The sequence below is a fragment of the Algoriphagus aestuariicola genome, from assembly GCF_017254835.1.
In the GTDB taxonomy this organism is placed as follows: domain Bacteria; phylum Bacteroidota; class Bacteroidia; order Cytophagales; family Cyclobacteriaceae; genus Algoriphagus; species Algoriphagus aestuariicola.
In genome coordinates this window covers 274,651-293,412 of record NZ_JAFKCW010000003.1, presented here as the reverse complement: position 1 = coordinate 293,412, position 18,762 = coordinate 274,651, and the positions used below count along the sequence as shown (strand labels likewise).

At 49.2% G+C, this 18,762-nt stretch carries 15 protein-coding genes; 3 read left to right on the top strand and 12 right to left on the bottom strand.

The window, feature by feature from the left end:
* Positions 1-29 precede the first annotated feature (29 nt).
* Together recG and J0A67_RS13870 are read right to left on the bottom strand one after the other, a co-directional pair.
* Positions 30-2,123 (bottom strand): ATP-dependent DNA helicase RecG, encoded by a 2,094-nt coding sequence (gene recG / locus J0A67_RS13875; protein WP_206569966.1) that lies wholly within the window; start codon positions 2,121-2,123, stop codon positions 30-32.
* Positions 2,124-2,201: 78 nt separating this feature from the next.
* Positions 2,202-3,275, bottom strand: coding sequence for a phosphotransferase enzyme family protein (locus J0A67_RS13870; RefSeq protein WP_206569965.1), 1,074 nt, complete (start codon positions 3,273-3,275; stop codon positions 2,202-2,204).
* A gap of 163 nt (positions 3,276-3,438) precedes the next feature.
* Here J0A67_RS13870 and J0A67_RS13865 point away from each other — a divergent pair, with 163 nt between their 5' ends.
* A complete protein-coding gene (locus tag J0A67_RS13865) occupies positions 3,439-5,214 on the top strand; it encodes a sodium:solute symporter family protein (RefSeq protein WP_206569964.1) in 1,776 nt (591 codons plus the stop codon).
* Between the two features lie 75 nt (positions 5,215-5,289).
* Here J0A67_RS13865 and gldD read toward each other — a convergent pair whose 3' ends face one another.
* The gene (gene gldD, locus J0A67_RS13860; protein ID WP_206570425.1) at positions 5,290-5,865 is read right to left on the bottom strand and encodes a gliding motility lipoprotein GldD; all 576 of its coding nucleotides are present in this window, start codon (positions 5,863-5,865) and stop codon (positions 5,290-5,292) included.
* A 169-nt stretch (positions 5,866-6,034) separates the two neighbouring features.
* On the opposite strand from gldD, the gene J0A67_RS13855 reads away from it, so the two are divergent.
* Complete coding sequence (locus tag J0A67_RS13855; RefSeq protein ID WP_206569963.1) at positions 6,035-6,565, top strand: DinB family protein; 531 nt, start codon at positions 6,035-6,037, stop codon at positions 6,563-6,565.
* A gap of 78 nt (positions 6,566-6,643) precedes the next feature.
* Here J0A67_RS13855 and J0A67_RS13850 read toward each other — a convergent pair whose 3' ends face one another.
* The 9 genes from J0A67_RS13850 to J0A67_RS13810 all read right to left on the bottom strand — a co-directional run bounded on the left by J0A67_RS13850 (position 6,644) and on the right by J0A67_RS13810 (position 17,250).
* Positions 6,644-7,357, bottom strand: a complete 714-nt coding sequence (locus J0A67_RS13850) for a sugar transferase (RefSeq protein WP_206569962.1) — start codon at positions 7,355-7,357, stop codon at positions 6,644-6,646.
* A 292-nt stretch (positions 7,358-7,649) separates the two neighbouring features.
* Positions 7,650-8,564 carry a glycosyltransferase family 2 protein gene (locus tag J0A67_RS13845; protein WP_206569961.1) on the bottom strand — a complete coding sequence of 305 codons (915 nt, stop codon included), beginning with the start codon at positions 8,562-8,564 and terminating at the stop codon, positions 7,650-7,652.
* Positions 8,565-8,570: 6 nt separating this feature from the next.
* Positions 8,571-10,271 carry a right-handed parallel beta-helix repeat-containing protein gene (locus J0A67_RS13840; RefSeq protein WP_206569960.1) on the bottom strand — a complete coding sequence of 567 codons (1,701 nt, stop codon included), beginning with the start codon at positions 10,269-10,271 and terminating at the stop codon, positions 8,571-8,573.
* 12 nt (positions 10,272-10,283) lie between these two features.
* A complete protein-coding gene (locus J0A67_RS13835; RefSeq protein ID WP_206569959.1) occupies positions 10,284-11,270 on the bottom strand; it encodes a glycosyltransferase family 4 protein in 987 nt (328 codons plus the stop codon).
* Positions 11,267-12,286 carry an O-antigen ligase family protein gene (locus J0A67_RS13830; RefSeq protein WP_206569958.1) on the bottom strand — a complete coding sequence of 340 codons (1,020 nt, stop codon included), beginning with the start codon at positions 12,284-12,286 and terminating at the stop codon, positions 11,267-11,269. Before J0A67_RS13830 ends, J0A67_RS13835 begins: the two co-directional genes overlap by 4 nt.
* A gap of 188 nt (positions 12,287-12,474) precedes the next feature.
* Positions 12,475-13,680, bottom strand: coding sequence for a glycosyltransferase family 4 protein (locus tag J0A67_RS13825; RefSeq protein ID WP_206569957.1), 1,206 nt, complete (start codon positions 13,678-13,680; stop codon positions 12,475-12,477).
* Positions 13,681-13,689: 9 nt separating this feature from the next.
* Entirely contained in the window at positions 13,690-14,769 is a 1,080-nt protein-coding gene (locus J0A67_RS13820; RefSeq protein WP_206569956.1) for a glycosyltransferase, read from the bottom strand.
* Positions 14,766-15,698 carry a glycosyltransferase family 2 protein gene (locus tag J0A67_RS13815; RefSeq protein ID WP_206569955.1) on the bottom strand — a complete coding sequence of 311 codons (933 nt, stop codon included), beginning with the start codon at positions 15,696-15,698 and terminating at the stop codon, positions 14,766-14,768. The genes J0A67_RS13820 and J0A67_RS13815 overlap by 4 nt, the downstream gene beginning before the upstream one ends.
* Before the next feature lie 7 nt (positions 15,699-15,705).
* Positions 15,706-17,250, bottom strand: coding sequence for a lipopolysaccharide biosynthesis protein (locus tag J0A67_RS13810; RefSeq protein ID WP_206569954.1), 1,545 nt, complete (start codon positions 17,248-17,250; stop codon positions 15,706-15,708).
* 208 nt (positions 17,251-17,458) lie between these two features.
* Here J0A67_RS13810 and J0A67_RS13805 point away from each other — a divergent pair, with 208 nt between their 5' ends.
* Positions 17,459-18,685, top strand: coding sequence for a polysaccharide pyruvyl transferase family protein (locus J0A67_RS13805; RefSeq protein WP_206569953.1), 1,227 nt, complete (start codon positions 17,459-17,461; stop codon positions 18,683-18,685).
* Positions 18,686-18,762 lie beyond the last annotated feature (77 nt).

The window sequence follows — 18,762 nt, the reverse complement described above, 5'->3', positions numbered from 1 at the left end:
CCGACTTCCATGCCTCCCGATTTTCCATCTTAGCTAATCCTACTCCAGTTTACAGCGGTTTTTTTCTGCTGTTTGATCTGTCGAAGGATCGGAGCATTTTCCGCGTGGCTCAGTTCAGGATCATTCGCCAAAAGCTGCTGGGCAGCATCCCTCGCCACCGTCAGTATCGGAGCATCCTTGCTCAGATCGGCAATAAGCAGATCGCTGATGCCGCTCTGTTGGGTGCCCATCAGGTCTCCTGGCCCTCTTAGCCTCAGATCCACATCGGCAATTTCAAATCCGTCATTTGTCCGCACCATCGTTTCCAGTCTTATGCGGGAGTCCTTGCTGAGCTCGTATTTGCTCATCAGGATGCAATAGCTTTGTTCTGCACCACGTCCCACTCGGCCGCGCAACTGGTGTAGTTGCGAAAGACCAAAACGCTCAGCATTCTCGATGATCATCACAGACGCATTCGGGACGTTTACCCCAACTTCGATCACCGTCGTGGCTACCATGATTTTGGTCTCACCTTTGATAAATCGTTGCATCTCAAAGTCCTTGGCATCGGACTTCATTCCTCCATGGACGATGCTGAGGGGATATTGTGGAAAAGCCCGCGCGATGCTTTCGTAGCCATCCATCAGGTTTTTGAGATCCATGGTCTCAGACTCTTCTATCAACGGATAGACAATGTACACCTGCCGGCCCTTTCGGATTTCCTCCCGGATGAATCCAAAGACTTTGAGGCGATCCTTGTCGTATCGGTGGACGGTTTGGATGGGCTTTCTCCCCGCTGGTAATTCGTCAATGACAGAAACGTCCAGGTCTCCGTAGAGGGTCATCGCCAAAGTTCTGGGAATCGGTGTGGCCGTCATAACCAGGACATGGGGGATAAACTCGTCGTTTTTTGTCCAGAGTTTGGCTCGCTGTGCCACTCCGAACCGATGCTGCTCGTCTACTATTGCCAAGCCGAGGTTTTGAAACTGTACCACATCCTCCAGCAGGGCGTGGGTTCCGATAAGGATTTTAAGCGTCCCATTGCCTAGCGCTTCGTGGATGACACTTCTCGCCGATTTCTTGGTGGATCCGGTCAGCAAGGCGATTTTCATCCCCATCATGTCAGCATATTCCTTCAGACCCTCATAATGTTGGTTTGCCAGGATCTCCGTCGGTGTCATCAGGCAGGCTTGGGCGCCCGAGCTAATCGCAATCAGCATGCAAATGAAAGCAACCATGGTCTTTCCGCTGCCCACGTCACCTTGGATCAGACGATTCATCTGTTTGCCAGACTTCATATCCGTAAAAGCTTCTCGGATTACCCGCTTTTGTGCGTTGGTCAACTCGAAAGGGATATGGTTTTTGTAGAAATCGGTCAGCAAGTCGGTGCTGGACAAAACCTGTCCCCTGGATTTTTCGGTTCGCGTCACCTTCATCGTCAACAGTCGGAGCTGGAGATAAAAGAATTCCTCGAATTTCAGTCGCTTTCTGGCGCGGTTTAGCAGGTCGGGTGCTGTCGGGAAGTGAATCTGGCGGATGGATTCCGGTTTGCCGATCAGTTGATACTGGTGGAGGATATCCTGAGAAAGCGTCTCTGGAATATGTGGAAAAGCCAAAGGTATGAGCTGCTCCATGATCCGCGATATACCCTTAGAGTCCATGAAACTGGCCCTGAGTTTTTCAGTTGTGGAATAGACCGGTTGGAACTTGTTGCGTGTTTCGTTGGCTGTGGTCAATGGTTCCATCTCGGGATGCGCCATGCTCCATTTTCGGCCATATTGCGCGGGTTTGCCCAGAAAAACGTATACCGCACCAACCGGCAGCTTTTTCTGAACCCACTGTATACCCTTAAACCAAGTCATTTCCATCTCACCAGTTTCGTCAAAAACGTGGGCTACCATGCGACGCTTGCCTCCCGCACCGACCAGTTCGACGCTTTTGATTCGGGCGATGAGCTGTACACTTTCGAGTTCTTCCCTGAGTTCGCGGATCTTGAAAAATTTGGTGCGGTCCTCGTATCGAAAAGGATAATGCTGAAGCATGTCTCCGTAAGTGAAAATATTCAGCTCCTTGTTCAGCAGCTCGGCCTTTTGGGGGCCGACGCCTTTGAGGTATTCGATGCGGGTATCAAAAATTCCTGACAAGTGCTCTGGGTTTTTGGGAAAGGCAAATTAACCGCCTGACTAACCAAAAGCCAAAGTTTTGAAATTGATTGTCGTAAATCAGGAAGATGTTAAGGTGATTTTTTGCCAGATCTCGTGGAGGATATCCCGGTTTTCCTGCTGGCTTTTGAGGAAAATCATCTGGTTTTTGGCGCGGTGGAAATTTTGTTCCGGATAAGTCACCCGGTAATAAACATTACCCTGCAGGTGGTCGGTGAAAAATCTAAGCCCCATGATCAGCGTCATGATTTCCCCGCCGAGGAGCAGGGATTTAAGTTCCTCAGGCGTAGCAATTCCCTTGATGCCATTCCAATAACCTTGGAGTAGTTGAGTGAAAATCTCGGGGATCAGGTGAATCGCGTTCCATTGTGTGGAGGTTTCTTGCAAGCTGCAAGCCACGGTCCGCACGAGATCACCAAAATCATACATCAAGTAGCCCCCCATCAGTGTGTCCAAGTCGATCAGTGCCTCTACTTTTTTCAGGTCCTCTGAAAAAATGAGATTGTTGATCTTGGTATCGTTGTGGGTGACACGAAGTGGAAGCACGTTCAGCTGGCTCAGATACCAGTCCACCAAGGGTTGCTGACTGAGGTAAAAGTCAAGAATCTCGGTTTCCTCGACACTAAGGTCACTTTTTTCTCCAGCTACCGCAACGAGTTTCTCAAAGCGAAGGTCGAGTCGGTGAAAATTCGGGATGGTCTCTAGCATTTTCTCGCCTCCAATCGCAGTGCTCCACGCAGCAAATTCACCATAGGCCAGCGAAGCGGAATAAGCTTGGGTTGGATCGCTGATCAACTGAAGGGTCTTGCCTTTTACAAAGTCAAAGAGGCGGTATTTTTTTCCTCCAATTTCCGTTAGTCCGTTTCCTGATTTGTTGGGTATGGGAAGTGGAAGGACGAAGGGCAGGGGATGAGATTCGGAATGGACACTCAACAAGGACAGGTTGTAGTCTATGCGGTCGGGAAAATTAAACACCATGTCGTTGAAGCCCTGAAGCACCCATTGGTGGCTGCCATTGTCCAGCAATAAGGTCTCGTGAATCAAGCCTTCCCCCAAGGGCGATATGCTAATCGTTTGGTTTTCAAGAATGGAGTACGAGCTGGAAAGTGCAGGAATGAGGTTTGAAAGCATCATGCAAAATAAGGAAGAAAAGAAAATTTGTTTCCTTTACATTTTACCAAAAATAAAAGGCGGCGCAAAGATCCATAACAAGCTTTATTTTTCAAAAAAATTAAAGAAGACTTCATTCGATAGAAAAAAAATTTGTTAATTGTCCGCTAGTTTAAACCCAACCTCTATGAATGTAACTGCCTTGGATTGGGGCATCATTGCAGCCTTCTTTATCATTTCCCTTCTCATCGGTCTGTTTACCGCGAAGTCCGCAGGTAGTTCGGCGAAAGAGTTTTTCCTTTCCGGTCGGAATATGCCTTGGTGGCTGCTCGGGGTCTCGATGGTCGCTACTACATTCTCAGCCGACACACCAAACCTAGTCACTGACATCGTGCGGAAAAACGGCGTAGCTGGCAACTGGGCTTGGTGGGCATTTTTGCTCACAGGTATGCTTACCGTGTTTGTGTACGCCAAGCTATGGAGGAGATCGGAGGCTACGACGGACTTGGAATTCTACGAGATGCGCTATTCCGGCAAAGGAGCGGCCTTTTTGCGGGCTTTTAGAGCGATCTATTTGGGTGTTTTCTTCAACGTTGTCATCATGGCGACAGTATCGCTGGCGGCGATCAAAATTGGCGGGGTCATGCTCGGGCTTTCGCCTGTTCAGACACTCCTGATTGCTTCCATCGTCACCGTGGTCTATAGCTCATTGGGTGGATTGAAAGGTGTTTTGCTGACTGACTTCTTCCAGTTTTTCATTGCGATGATCGGCTCCTTCGGAGCGGCATACTATATCCTTGACCTTCCCGAAATCGGCTCTCTGAACAATCTCTTGGCTCATGAAGTGGTTTCTACCAAGCTTGATTTCATTCCGGATTTCAGCGATCCAAACCTGTACATCCCGCTATTTATCATGCCTATAGCTATTCAGTGGTGGGCAACGTGGTATCCTGGTGCAGAGCCGGGTGGCGGTGGATACATCGCCCAGCGTATGCTTTCAGCAAAGGATGAAAAGAACGCCATCGGTGCGACCTTGTTTTTCAACATTGCACATTACGCGCTAAGACCTTGGCCTTGGATCCTTGTTGCTTTGGCTTCCTTGGTGATCTATCCTAATATCTCCGATTTGCAGGCGGCTTTTCCTCATATCCCGGTAGACAAACTGGGAGACGATTTGGCATATCCTGCGATGCTGACCTTCTTGCCGACCGGCCTGATTGGAATCGTGTTGGCTTCGTTGATTGCCGCGGTGATGTCGACGCTATCCACCCACCTCAACTGGGGATCCAGCTACGTCGTCAACGATTTTTACCTGAGGTTTGTGAAGCCAGATGCCTCGGACAAGCAGTTGGTTGCGGTAGGTAGGATTTCTACCGTTGTTTTAATGGTGCTTTCCGCAGTCTTGGCTTTGGCTCTTTCTTCCGCCTTGGATGCCTTCAATATCCTGCTACAGATCGGAGCGGGCACTGGCTTGATCTTTATCCTACGTTGGTTTTGGTGGAGAATCAACGCCTACACGGAGATCTGGGCGATGGCTATTTCTTTTGTGGTGGCGATTTTCTTCGAAGTGATCAACCCAAAAGTGAACTGGATCCTGATCCCGGAAAACCAAGCGTATCTGAAGCTGATTTACTCGGTGTCCATCACCACAGTCGGCTGGATGCTGGTGACTTTCCTGACCAAGCCGGAAAAAGACGAAGTACTCCTCTCTTTCTATAGGAAGGTAAAGCCAGCTGCTTTTGGATGGAAAAAAGTATTGGATAGATATCCTTCCGAAAAACAGGAACAAGGTACCTTGCCAAAGGAAATTGGATTGATGCTTACCGGAACGGTGATGATTTATTCCGCGCTGTTTTCCACGGGATTCTTTATCTATGGCAATACCCTGGGTGGAGCGATCGCGGCCGTGATCGCGCTTGTAGGAGGAGTAGTTATCTTAACCTCCTGGAAAAAAATGAGCTAAGGCTTTTTGAACTGTAATGTTCAAGAAAAACCTCCAGTTTCTTAGAGCTGGAGGTTTTTTGCTTTCTGAGCTTTTTTATTGGTCCAGAAACTCCACCGAGTTCATCAGGTGGGTCATGTCGATCTTGATATATTCGATCACCGGTGCCAAAGAGTCGTTTTTCATCGCTGTGTTGAAATAAAGTGCTCCTCGAAGGAAGTGGTCTGTGGAATCAGTCACAAAAAACTGGAACTGTGTGGGAACTTCTCCGGAAAGCTCAGCGACGACTGCGGTGTAGCCATTTGGGGTGATCAAAACGCCTTCTTCGATGCCGTAGGCTTTGATTTGGTGCTTTGCGGTGAGCTTGAAAGCGTCATTGGAAAGTGTTTCGAAATCTGCCTTCCCCTCGCCGATTTTTTTATAGGTGAGATGCACTTTGGCTCCAAAGCCCTTGTAGTTGAGGTTGATCCATGCTTTTTCGGCAAGGTTGAATGAATCCGGCTCGACTTGGCTTGAAGTAGAAAAGTCCAGCTGGTAGGGATAGTCCCCCTGGAGCTTTTCGTAGGAGTGCTCTGGTAGGTCTATCTTGTTGTAGCCGGTGGGCTTGGGGAGCCAGTTGTTTTCGCAAGAAGCCAAACCCATCAGGATCAGAGGCAAAGCCAGTAGTTTCATCTGTTTGATGGATTTTTCAATAGTCAGATGGAAATTCGCTTTTTGGCTAACTAACCCAATCAGCGACTCCTGAGTCCTACTCGATTTCTTCATGGGTCAAAATTAGGTTTTCCATTTGAATTGAATTGGGAATAGCGGAACTTTAACAATAAACCAAAATCACTTACCTATGAAAAATTTTGCAAAACTTACCTTGACGACTTTATTTTCCGCTGTCTTTTTGCTTTCCTCATTTACGGTGATGGCCCAGACCACCAAAGAGGAATTTTTGGCCAAATGGGAAAACAGCAAGAAGTTTACCTTGGACGTGCTGGCCAAGATGCCAGACTCGGGAATGGACTACAAAACTGACCCAGGTGCCATGTCCTTTAAGGAACAGATTCACCACATCGGAATGGCCATTGTCGGGATTTCCCAAGGTTTTCTGAAAGGCGGTGCAGATGCGCCTAGCTTGGATGTGGCGACTGCTTCTCGTGCGGATTTGGCTAAGTTTGTTTCTGATGCGTATGACTATGGAGCTGCTACCGTGAAGGCGCTGAGCGATGCTGACGCCGCTGCCACCATCGAGGTTTTTGGCAGTAGTGTAACTCGAAGACAGGTGGAAGCACTGCTTATCGACCATAGCACCCATCATCGGGGTTCGGCTATCGCGTACCTTCGCGCAAATGGTATAGAGCCGCCAGCATTTGTGGGCTTTTAAATTCCATTTAATCCAAAAGCAAAAAAGCTAAAGCCGATTCCAGCTTTAGCTTTTTTATTCCCTTTGAGAAATTGGGTATTATTTTCCTTTTGCGCCGACCATTGTGCCGACAGTTTTCAAAATAATCTCCAAATCGGTGAAGATATTGACATCGGACAGATACCTCAAGTCCAAGGACATCCGCTCTACCATCTGGTCAACATTTTCAGCATATCCATAGTCAACCTGTCCGATAGAAGTGATGCCTGGCTTGATGGCCAGCAGCTGCCAATAAGCGGGAGCCCGCTCCGCGATCTGGCGTATGAAGTGAGCCCGCTCAGGGCGAGGTCCCACGATGGACATTTCACCTTTCAGCACATTCCAGAATTGCGGCAACTCATCCAGGTGCGTTTTTCTCATGATCTTACCCCATCGGGTAATTCTAGGATCATCGTCTTTGGCGAGCTGAGGACCATTTACCTCGGAATCCACGACCATACTTCTGAATTTGTAGATATAGAACGGGATGCCGTTTCGCCCAATCCTTTCTTGCTTGTAGAATACCGGCCCTTTGGAGGACAGTTTGGTGATCAGCATCACGGTCAGAAAGACCGGCAGACCGAGTAGCATTACCACGCTAGAAAACGCAATATCAAAGGTTCGCTTAATGAATCGCGTCGTGAATTCGATCCCTTCAAAGATCACCTCCCTGACGGTATCCGTGGATACCCGGTACATCGCCACAAATGTTGGAAGAGGAGACTCCCTTCCGTACTCTTGGAGTACATAATCCTGGTGTTGGTTAGTTCTCATCACTCAAATAGTTTAATTGTAGTAGTTGGTGACACTAAAAATTCAATTAGCATACCACGGCGAAAAGGCTGGCGGTGGAAGGGGTGGTTTTATGCTAGGAAGTCAGATTATCTCTATTTTTCTAAAGACCAAAATGGCCAATCAAGGCTAATTCGGGCATTTTTTTAACGGAATCTAAAAAAATCCTAAATGGAGTCTAAAGTCTAATCGTCTCAAATCCACCACCTTGTTTGTTCCACACATTGTATACAAGTGCTACAGTATTGCGTTGCCCTGGGGAATCGGCGCTCTCTTATTTTCCCCAGTGGGCACGGTGCATTGAGAGGGGGATCTTAGCGGAGACAGGCAAAGAATTGTGCATCAGTCCAAGGCGGTAGCCGATCCATTTGGCGAAAAGGGAGGCAATAGTTTTGGGCAAGAGTAGGGCTTTGTGTCTCCAGACGTAGGCGAGTTCGGAGCGCAAGTAGCTGAAGCCTTCTTTTCCGGCCGTCCCGAATTTTTCAAAAATCCAGGGGTTATCCCGATGAAAAACCCCGATGTCGAAATATCTCCTAAATTCCTCTGAAAGGGAGTAGTCGTGCGAATGGCGCACTTTAGCCTCGGCTAGATAGGCCATTTCCCAATCTTTAAGGAGCATCTGGCCAGCAATCAGCACGTCCTCGCCCAAAATGGTGCCCGAGGGAAATCCTCCCGCATCAAAGTAGGCTTCTTTGCGGTACGCTGCAAAGGAGTTGGAGCAAGAGATCGTGCGGATTCCCAGTCTGTATCTGTCCTCAAATGTCCGAAGACTTGACCTCGTGGGGTAGTTGAAAATGCGGGAATGGGCCTCTAAAACCTTGGCTCCGTGATGGGGCAGCTGCCTGCCATAGCACATTCCCAGCTTTGGATTTGATTGGAATGCAGCAACCATGACCTCCAGTGCATCCGCGTTTTCCGGAATGGCATCTTGGGTCAAAAAGACAAAAATGTCCGCGTCTGGAAAAGCCTCAATGGCCATATGACGCGTGCCTCCATGGTCAAAGTCTCTTTTGTCCAGATTGATCAAGTCGTGGGGAATTTCCCGGAAATACTCCAGCGTCCCGTCTGTAGAGCCGGAGTCCACCACCACCAATCGATGGATGGGGTAGCTTTGCGCCTTGAGTCCATCCAAGACCTCCTGGATTCGGGGGCCGGCATTAAGTGTAGGGATATAGAGATTGACCTTCATGTCCAATTATTCGTTTTCCACCTTCACGGCAGAGTATTCAGTCGTACCAATGATGAGTTTTTCGTTGACTGTAGCCGTTCCTTTGCCAACCAAGAGGAGAGTAGCTTGTCCTTCGATTCCACGGTGTTCATTCCCCAAGAGCCGAATGCCGTCTGGATAGTTGCTTTTTAGGGTGAGTTCCTCTTTTCCTCCTGGGATGAGCTCGATTCGGTTGTCTTGAACGAGTAGGTTGGGACTGCCCTCGTCCAAGATCACAGGTCCAGGAGAACGGAGCTTGTTTCCTAGCAGTTGGATGTTTTTGGCATTTTTCTTTATCAGAATGGCCGCTGCTTGGGTGCTCTCTATCTCGTTTCCTTCAATGAGTGCAGTGCCTGCGCTTGCGATAAAGAGCAGGTTTGAGCTGCTGTTATTTCTAAGGATGTTGTTTCTCATGACCAGGTTGCCTTTCATGTTGAGATTGATGCGGGCGTGGGAAAAAGTATTGGATTCGATGTCAAATCTTTCCACCTGGATTCCATTTGGCAGGGAGAGGGAACCAATTTGGCTGTTTTGGATGAGGATATGTCGCGCTTTAGTATTGGCGATGAGGTTGATGCTACTGTATCGGCTGGACTCGATGCGGAGGTCGTCTATACCCAGCGTGATTTCCATTTGGTTGTCAGCTTGGTTTTCCCGACTGAGAATTACGCCGCAATCTTCAATATACATAGCCGGGCGGTTGTTGGCGATGGCTTGGTTTCGAAATATGACCAGACCGGAGACATTGATCAGTGTGCCAAAGCCCGAGCCGTCGGGTGTGGATTTTCCTTTTACGAAGCCGTTGCCGCAGCTCAAGTTATAGGCTATGGTTGTGGAAATATCTTTTGCGTTTTGGGGGGAGCGGTTGTTGATGTCGATGCCGTCCGCTGCATTCTGGTCGAGCACGTTCCCAGCGAAGACATAATCGCTTTCCTTGCCAGAGTTCCCAAAAGCCACCTGAATTCCCGACATACCGTTGTGGTGGATGGTATTGTTCAACACTTCAGCTTTGCGGCAGCCATGGAGAAATACGCCATTTTCGCCGTTTTCGAAGATTTCTGAATCGCGGATAGAGATCGTGTTGCTTGACAGGATGCGGATGCCGGTGCCGGGCTGGTAAGAATGGGTCTCTGTTCGGTCGCTTCCAAAATTGTAGATTCTGGAGGATAGTACCTCTAAGCCGCTACACTGAAAGACCAAGATACCCGGGTAGGCCCTGAGCTTGGTCGAGTCGCCTTCCAGATCGGAATTGACGATTCGAATTTGTTTGCTTCTGTACAGGCTGATGGCTTCGTTTTTTGATTTTCCCCGAATAGAGATGAAAACGTCTTCGATGTTTTCACCTTTGAGGAGAGGGTTGGGGGAGTTTTGCTTTTCGATGGAATAATCTCCTGTTTTCGCGTCTGGATGATGGGTAAGGACGCCCTCGGATACCAAATGAACCCCCGATCTAAGCAATAGCGTGCGGACCATAAAAATACCCTCAGGAATAAAGACCGTATCACCGGGAGTGGCTTTGTCCAGTACCTTTTGAATTGCCGAGGTATTGTCGCTCTGTCCGTCGCCTACGGCGCCCCAATCCGTCACCGTGAGTCTGACTCCAGGCTTGGGAGGGCCCGGTTCGGGATTTTTTGGCGGATTTTGGAAGAGCGCCAACAGGAGAAGAATTATTGAAGAAAGCAGTTTCATGTGGTCAGTCTTTTAGCCAAGGATGGTGTCCCATGTCTGATAGGCGGTTTTTTCCCAAGAGAAATCGTTTGCCCTCTGCAGTCCCTTTTCCACACAGGAAACATAGACAGCCTCGTCCTTCACCAGCAGTTCGATGCCCTGCTGTATCGCCTTGACCTCTTCGGGATCCACACAGATCGCAGCTCCTCCGGCAATCTCCGGTAGGGAAGATGCGGAAGAAGTGAGAACAGGAGTGCCCGAAGCCATGGATTCCAAGACGGGAAGTCCAAAGCCTTCCATTTTGGAAACAAAAAGGGTAGCGTGTGCACCCTTGTAAATTGCCGGAAGGTCTTCTTCCGGAATCCTCCCCAAAAACCTTACCCTTCCCTCTAAGCCGATCTGGCGGATGTGGTTTTCGATCTCTGGATTGGGATGTCCCGAGAGTGCAAAAACAAAGTCCCTTGGAATATCAGCCCTGGAAAAAGCCTCCATCATTGCGGGGAGGTTTTTGTAGTTTCGGCGATTTCCGACGTAGAGAAAATAGGGTCTGTCAAGAGCATACTCCCGTTCATTGTCAAAGAAGTTTTGTCCTACGCCATTGTAAATCACCCGAACCAAGTCGTCTGGTACTCCCAGCTTTTCTATCAGAAGTGACTTGGAGTAATTTGAGACCGTGATGATTTTTTTTGCCTTTTTGGACAGCGGCCCGATCACCCAGCGATAGTATTCCCGGTGCAATCGGGAATAATAGAAAAGGTGCATCAGGTCGTGGATCGTAAAGACAAACGGGATTTGGGAGAAAAGTGGCGGGATAAAGGTGGGGCTGTAAAATACTTCGCCATCTACCTCCTTGATTTTTTGGGCGAGGCGAAAAGGCGCCAAGAATCCAGCCGGGTCTTTTTCCACCCGGACCGGCACGGATTCCACAAAATCCGGCTTGCGAGCCATCACTTCCCGATAGAGCCTTCCGATGCCCGTTTCTCCGTCCCAGCTTGCGTCAAACACAACTTTTCTCTTCATAGCACCGTGATTTTGGTTTGTTGAAAATCGACGTCCTGCTGTGTTCCTACCAGCCAGACTAAGGCTAGATAAACCATCACGTCGTTGTCATAGCCCGAATAAAGAATCATCATGATCGAAGCGATCGGTAGAAACAATAGAATCCAAAGGGCCCATTGCTGACGTTGCTGATAACAGGCCCGTAGAAAAAGGCCCAGAAATGCCGTAAATGCTACAAAGCCAATCAGCCCAAATTCCACATAAGTCGTCATGAGCGTATTATGAATGTGAGGCTCGCCACGGTATAATTTCGCATTGTCTTCCAGAAATCGACTCGCCTCAACAAAGCCTCCGCCCCAAATGGAAAGGTCGGAGAAATGGGCGAAAAAGGCCTGCCAATAGATCAGCCGAATACCCATTCCGTCATTGGATGAGGTGATGGAGTCTATACGCACGACCTGGGTAAGAAAAACCGGAAGCAAAATCGCCACCGCCAGTAGCATGGCCACCCTCCACTTTCGCTCCAAAACCAGCCATCCCAAGACAGTCGCTCCGATTAGCAGCGCCACCATCGGTGTGCGGGAAAGACTGAGAAATGCGACCAGAAAAGCAAAGAAAATCCGCAGCAAACTGAGTTTTCGCTTTGTCAAAACCGGAATGAACATGAATACGAATCCCATCAGGGCAATCCTGGCCCCAAACATGTTTTTGTCGTCCAATCCCCAGAAATAGAGCGCTGGTCGATAGAGGGAGCTGGCCTGCCCGGAGCTATCGGAACCCAAAACCAGCCGAAAGTCGAAGGAAGCGTGGTACAGGAGCAATTGGGCCAGGCTGAGCAGGAGCAAAATACCGAGGGTCCAATCCAGGAAATAGACGAGTCGGGCATTGGCACGTGAACTCAGCCATAGGACGGAGCTAAGCAGAAAAAGGGGATTGACAAGGAGCTTGGCAGCATTGGGGACTTCCAGTGGGTGGCCCGAGTATGTAAGCCCGAAGACGACCATTCCATAGAATACATACACGGACAAAGCGAGCATCCACGGCTTGATTAGTAGTGGTCGGGCTTCATACAGAAAGAAAAAAAAAGAAATCAAAAAGACTATAGGGTATACTTTCCAAGGCAAAAAGATGGAAAAGAGGGAAAGCAGAAAAAGACTTTCGCCTAAGGTAACCGACCTCACTTGCAAGCTCGACCCCATAGATGCATCAGACGATGGAAAAGTACTCATGTCGTAAATGCGGTGGATGAGCTTACACTGCGGTAGACTTGATCGTACTCCGAGATCAGGCGGTCTCGATCCAAAAAGTGGGATACAGAGGCTGGAGCAGCTGCGCTGAGGCGGTTGTACAACTCGGCATCTTGAAAGAGGCAAATGAGGGCTTGGGCTAAAGATTCGGGCTGCTCTGGCGGACAGATGAGACCGTTTATCTCATGCTTGACAGACTCACTCAGTCCGCCCTTTCCTGAAGTCACGACGGGTATAGCCGCCGCCAACGCTTCGATCGCCACCATTCCCAGGGGCTCTTCCCATAGACTAGGTACAACCAAGACGTCGATTTGTTCCAAGAATTGCTGCGGCTGCACATAGCCGGTGAACTCCACATCACTATTTTTTGCAAGGCCGCGAAGCGCTGCTATTGTGCCTTCATTCCCAGTTCCGGCAATTTTCAGGCTTGCGGGGATATCCATACCTTGGAATTGGTGAATCAGCCATTCTACGCCTTTTACTTTGGAAATCGTCCCCAGATAGCCGACTTGCAGTTTTTGTCCGGGATTACGTTTCCTTCCGGATGGAGCATCGGCGGCATTTCGGATGTTGTAGATGACGTGTTTTTTTGCTTTGGCAAAATAGCCGTTGGAGAGGAAGCGGTTCAGAATACTCTGACTGATGCCAACCACCGCGCTTACCTTGTTGGATGCTTTGGTGTGGCCGCTCCGAAGTGCTTGGCAACTCAGGCACTGCTTTTCGCAGGGAGTTCCGCCGCGGTTCATGTTGCTGTTTGGACAGAGTAGATAGAAGTCATGGAGTACTTGGACGACCGGTATGCCGGCGGCTTGGGCTTGGTCCCAAACCGAAATAGACCAGCCCGCAAGATTGTGGCAGGAAACCAAGTCAGGACGTTCTTTTTGTAAGATCTGCCTCAGGGTTTGTCCCATTGCTGTATTTTTTCGGTCGCGGATGTGCCATGACAATCGTGACAGGCTGGAGGTCTTGATATCCTTGTAGGGCCAATACGAATTTTTTAATGGAACCCGGATTACCCTGACATCATTCACTTTGTCCGTAATCGGAGTATCTTCTGGATGGAGACTCGCTATCACGGCTTCGTGGCCGAGGGTCTGCATGCCTTCCACGATCTGCTGTAGGGAAAGCTCTGCGCCTCCCTTGACCAGTGGCGGATACAAGGAATTGATGTAGAGGATCTTCATGTTGCTAAATCAAGACAAAAGTTTACGGTAGAGCCGGTCTAGCCTTTCTATTGCGATATCCGGGTCGTTTTCTCTCCTGACATATTCCTTCATCTTCCGACCTTTCTCCAAAAGCGCGGCGGGATCCTGTCTTTTTTCTTCACAGGCACCTGCGATGGCTTCTCTTAGCTTCACCTCGTGCTCAGACTCAGAAATATAGGAGTAGGTAAAAACTTCACCCTGCTGCTCACCCAATTCATCAATAGTGCCAATTTTGGGACAGATCACCGTGCGAGCATAGGAAAAAGCGAGAATGACTGTGCCGGAATTGAGGCTGCTTCGCAGATCGTAGGGCAGAGCCAAGAGATCCGAGGCGCCGATGAGCTCGGGAATTCTGCGGTCTTCGACAAAACCCAGTTCAAGCTGGATGGATGTGTTCCCTTCAGCGAGCTGATGGAGCTCGTCCGCATAGTCCTTGGAAGAGGCTTTTCCGGCGATAGTCAGCTGCACCGCGTCGCCAAACTCTCTGCATACCCGGATTAGCAGTTCCAGGTTCTTATATGGTTTGACTGCGCCTAGAAACAAAAGCTTTAATACTTCAGACGAACCTGTCGAGCCTTTAAGCTCGGGGCCATAGGTCCCGATAAAATGCGGATGGGGAATGTTCAGGATTTCTCCGGAATAGTTTAGTTTCTGGCCCCGCAAAATAGCCTCGGTCGCAGAGCAATGGACCACTATTGTGTCCACACTTTTCAAAAGCAATTTCACCAGAATTCCACTGAGTTTGCCGGAGCCTTTTTCATGCGAAAGCCTATTGTGCATGGTCCAGACTAATTTTTTTCCGCCTCCCTTGATGAGAAGCACGGCGGATATTTTTCGGAAAAAGCTTTTCCACATCGTAGCGTTTGAGCCCTCGTCCAGATTTTCAAACCAGTTAAGGTGGACGAGTCGGATGGACTGGAAGTGGGAAGAGCTGCTGAGAAAATCATCCAGAGAGCTTACTTCAAAACCTTTTTCTTCCATTCCCTGCACCAAGATGCTTATATACTGGTTTTCTCGGTTTTCGGAAGGATTGAATATGATCGGGATGTGCTTCTCTACAGCGTTCATTTGTTCAGGAAGCTTTTTAGAAATGCCACTGCGATTGCTTTTTCGGACAGCCCGAATTCTTTTCGTTTCTTCCACCAGTTGCCGGACTTTTCCAGGCGATTGCCAGCGAGGGAGAGCAGCAGGGTGTAAGCCTTTCTCTTTTCCATCAGCCGGGCGAAATGCTCGAGCAGGAATTCTTTCGCGATTCTGTCGGTGTAGTCAGCTGGTTCGTGCTTCAGGAATTCCCGTAGCCAGTCGGCATAAGCCAGGTTTGCTTCCATTTTCACGAGGTCACTTCCTGTCGAGGTGATGGATTGGGCGTTGCTGCGATACTCGAAAACCGGTCGGTTGCTATGTGCGATCCCTAGCTCCCGAGAGGCGATGAAGGCGGTAATGTCGTCCGAGCCCCAAGCCAACGGAAGCTTGTAAAAGCCTCCCTGCTGACGAAGTGCCTCCGTGCAGTACACGTAGTCCGAAATATAGTTGGAACGTAGCTGCTCCAGGCGCTGCCAAATCGAGTCAAACACATGCTCAAAGGCTGGAAGCGCCGGAGTGAGCCGAAGAGTTTTACCTGCGTCGTCGATGATTTTACTGCGGCAGTGATAGACATTCAGCGTGGGAAATTTTTCAATCAATGTGGAAAACTCTAGGAGATAGTCGGGATGCAAGCGGTCGTCATCCCCCATAATGAGGAAAAATTCCCCACTTGCCAGGGACAGGCACTTGTTCCAGTTGTCCACCAAATCATAAGCGCCCACATTTTTTTCATTCGAAAAATAGCGTATGCGATCGTCTGTGAATTTTTCCACGATCTCCTGGACAGGTTGGGGAGAGCAGTCATTCAGGATGATGAGTTCAAAATCCCCAAGCGACTGATCCAGGATGCTTTGGATACATTCCTCGAGAAAGGTGCTTTTGAAAGCGGGGATACAAATTGAAAATTTTACCATGATAGCCTTAGCTGGATCTGAGGACGAATCTTCTGAAATACGTTTTTAGCATGACCTTTTCTTCCGGCCGGACCACAAGGAATAGCAGCAAGAAAAGGAAAATACAGGCGAACACCGCCGACTGGAGTAACATCCTCAGCCATGGGGACTCTCCAAAGCCAAGCCAATTTTGCAGACCGTAGGCTCCAGCCCAAGCGATCAGTCCTGCCGCTAATGCGGGCAGAAAGGAGACCGAAAGGATCTTCCAGCTGCGAAGGAATAGTACCTTGGGGATATAGTAGGCGTAGAAAAAGCCAATCTGAATCGTCATATAAACGAGATAGCCAAGCACCGCCGCTCCTACATTCCACTGCGGGGCGAGCATTGCCGTGATGGGAAGTGAGAGGATGCAGGAGATCGCCGAGGAATAGATCAGCGCTTTGGTTTTGCCCGAGGAAAGCACCAGGCTGGCCACCGGTGTATTGTGCATGTTGAGTAAGACCGTCAGCAGCCAGAGATTCAGCCAGGGGGCGAGGTAGAGATAGTCTGGCCCCATGTAGACCCCCAGCAGGTCGCGGGAGTTCAGAATGAGGATAAAAACGACAAAGTTGAGAAACAGCGAGATATAGCGTGTCGCTTCGAGCACCATGCGTTCGATCTTTGAGTTGTCTCCCTCAGCATAGATCTTGGATGCCGAAGGGATGAGCACTTGTAGAAAGATACTTCCAAAGGAAATCACCAGCATGGCAATGGTTTGGATAACCCGATAGTCCGTCAGTACATCGATACTGGAAGCATACCTTGCCAATAGGATCGGTCTGAGCTCATTGGCGGTGAGTTGGAAAATTCCCATCAGAAAGATTGCCGCACTGTAGCCGATGATCTCCCTGAAAATCGCCAAATCCCACTTGGGAATCAGGAGTTTGGATAAGGGCAAGGGGAGTACTTTCAGCCTCCGGATGTTCAGGGGAATCGGAAGCAGGGTCGCCAGTGTATAGCCGAGAAAATAGGCTGGCAAAGACCATTTGAAATAGATTGCCGTCAGGGCCACGCCGAAATTGACCAGACTGCTGGCAAGAAAAGCCCTGTTTACGTGTCCTAGTTCGTCTTTTGCACTCAACAGCTGAATCACCACATTGGAAAGCCAGTTGGGTATGGTACTGAATGACAAGATGATCATCATCGATCTATAGACCGGGATTTGATCTGGGGAAAGCTTGAAAAAATAGGCGCCATTGAAGGCCATAAACAGGAACACTAATGCATTTAGCAACCCTATGCTTCCGTAAAAGATCACTCCGGATCGGGATGCTCGGCTGATGGAGTCCCAGTCACCTTTGGCTTCCCATTGGGAGAGGAACTTTACCGACCCGACATTCATTCCCAAATCCATCAGGCGCAGATAGGCATTGAGTGAAAAGGCCAATGCAATCAGGCCGTAGTCCCCCTTGCCATAGTAGCCTACCAGAAGAGGGATGGTGACGAATTTGGCACCTGCATCCAGGATTCTGGAGAAGATACCCCAAGCCGAACCGGAAAAAATGCGCTTTGCTGTTGGGGATGGGCGTTTCAAGTCGGAGTGCTTTATTTAGTTGGATTTAGCCCACCGTTCCAAAATTCGGCCAAAACTAATGGGCATTTTTGGCGTATTCTTCAATCTCATTTCCTGTGAGTCCCGAAAAAAGCTGGAGGTACTTCAAGCTTGGCAAGGAATTTAAGGATCTTTTCCGATTCAATGTTGAAGTCTCTCAAGGGAGATTGTGACGTAAATGGGAAATGCTATGCAAGATGTGCTTATCATCGGAGCCTTTGACCGATACAACTACGGGGATCTTCTTTTCCCGATCATCCTGGAAAAACAACTTCAGACTTATGGGCTTGATTTCAGGTTTCATTTCTATGGCCTTGTGAAAAGTGACCTAAGCCCTCAGGGAGGGCCGCCTACGGAAGATATTCATGAGTTCTATCGGAAATGCTCGGACCCAAGCCATCCAGTTCATGTCATTATTGCCGGGGGCGAGGCTTTGGGGGTCACTTGGAATTCCCTCTACGCGGCGCTCAGTCCACTTTTCCAGAGGATCAACAAGCGCCATGTAAAAATCAATAAGGTCTTTGACTTGAATGCGTTCACCAGGTTTTTGCTCCGGGGCAAGACCACGCTGCCTTTTCTTTTGGCAAAAGCGGACTTTCCGGGGATTCGTTCTATTCTGCTCAATTCTCTTGGGGGTTCAGGTTTAAGTGAGGCTACCTTTTATAAATTTCCGGAACTGAAGCCAAAGCTTCGGCAGGTAGACTATTTTGCGGTCAGGGATCGGGTGACGCTTCGAAACGTGCACAGCGCAGGACTTGACGCCCATCTTTTTCCGGATTCGGCAATACTGATGTCGGACTTTTTTCCAGTGGAGCATCTGAAAAACCGAGCTAGTCCAGCCGTGAGATCCTATGTTGAGGCCCATGCAGGACGATATGCTTTTGTGCAGATCAACAAAAAGACGACCAGAGGCCATGAAAAGACAATCGCCACTCAGCTGGATTTAGTCCATGAAGAGGGAAAGACAGCACTCTGCCTATGTCCCATCGGCAAGGCACTGGACCATGATGATCATGAAGCGCTGCATGGACTAGGCAATCTGCTCACGTCTCCTTTTGCCTATTTTGATGCCGATACGATCTGGGACATCATGTACTTGATAGCCAGCTCTCAATGCTATATCGGTACCAGTCTTCACGGGGCGATCACGGCGATGAGCTATGCTGTCCCACATGTGGGACTAAAGGTGGAGAAGCTCAGCGCCTACCTTGGTACTTGGGGAATTGCCGGCAATCGGGATTCCGTTGAATTTTCGGATTTATACAGTCGGTTTTCCACTGTTGTGGGGGGATCAAGGGACGAACTGGAAGCGTCCAGAGATGTCCAGTTTGCGGAGATTCGCAGGGCTTTTGACCTGATGGTGGATACCATCACAGCAAAAGCCAACGGAAGTGCCGGGCAAAAGAGCATAGCCTGAATACGGCGGAAGAGTTGACAGAACAAAAAAAACAGCGGGAACCCCCGCTGTCTTTCGTTTAGTTGACCCAATCTGAT

Bases quoted from the DNA above. Each gene is read 5' to 3' on its own strand.
- J0A67_RS13870 (WP_206569965.1), bottom strand. From the start codon at position 3,275: ATGATGCTTTCAAACCTCATTCCTGCACTTTCCAGCTCGTACTCCATT.
- J0A67_RS13865 (WP_206569964.1), top strand. From the start codon at position 3,439: ATGAATGTAACTGCCTTGGATTGGGGCATCATTGCAGCCTTCTTTATC.
- gldD (WP_206570425.1), bottom strand. From the start codon at position 5,865: ATGAAACTACTGGCTTTGCCTCTGATCCTGATGGGTTTGGCTTCTTGC.
- J0A67_RS13855 (WP_206569963.1), top strand. From the start codon at position 6,035: ATGAAAAATTTTGCAAAACTTACCTTGACGACTTTATTTTCCGCTGTC.
- J0A67_RS13850 (WP_206569962.1), bottom strand. From the start codon at position 7,357: ATGAGAACTAACCAACACCAGGATTATGTACTCCAAGAGTACGGAAGG.
- J0A67_RS13845 (WP_206569961.1), bottom strand. From the start codon at position 8,564: ATGAAGGTCAATCTCTATATCCCTACACTTAATGCCGGCCCCCGAATC.
- J0A67_RS13840 (WP_206569960.1), bottom strand. From the start codon at position 10,271: ATGAAACTGCTTTCTTCAATAATTCTTCTCCTGTTGGCGCTCTTCCAA.
- J0A67_RS13835 (WP_206569959.1), bottom strand. From the start codon at position 11,270: ATGAAGAGAAAAGTTGTGTTTGACGCAAGCTGGGACGGAGAAACGGGC.
- J0A67_RS13830 (WP_206569958.1), bottom strand. From the start codon at position 12,286: ATGCTCGCTTTGTCCGTGTATGTATTCTATGGAATGGTCGTCTTCGGG.
- J0A67_RS13825 (WP_206569957.1), bottom strand. From the start codon at position 13,680: ATGAAGATCCTCTACATCAATTCCTTGTATCCGCCACTGGTCAAGGGA.
- J0A67_RS13820 (WP_206569956.1), bottom strand. From the start codon at position 14,769: ATGAACGCTGTAGAGAAGCACATCCCGATCATATTCAATCCTTCCGAA.
- J0A67_RS13815 (WP_206569955.1), bottom strand. From the start codon at position 15,698: ATGGTAAAATTTTCAATTTGTATCCCCGCTTTCAAAAGCACCTTTCTC.
- J0A67_RS13805 (WP_206569953.1), top strand. From the start codon at position 17,459: ATGCAAGATGTGCTTATCATCGGAGCCTTTGACCGATACAACTACGGG.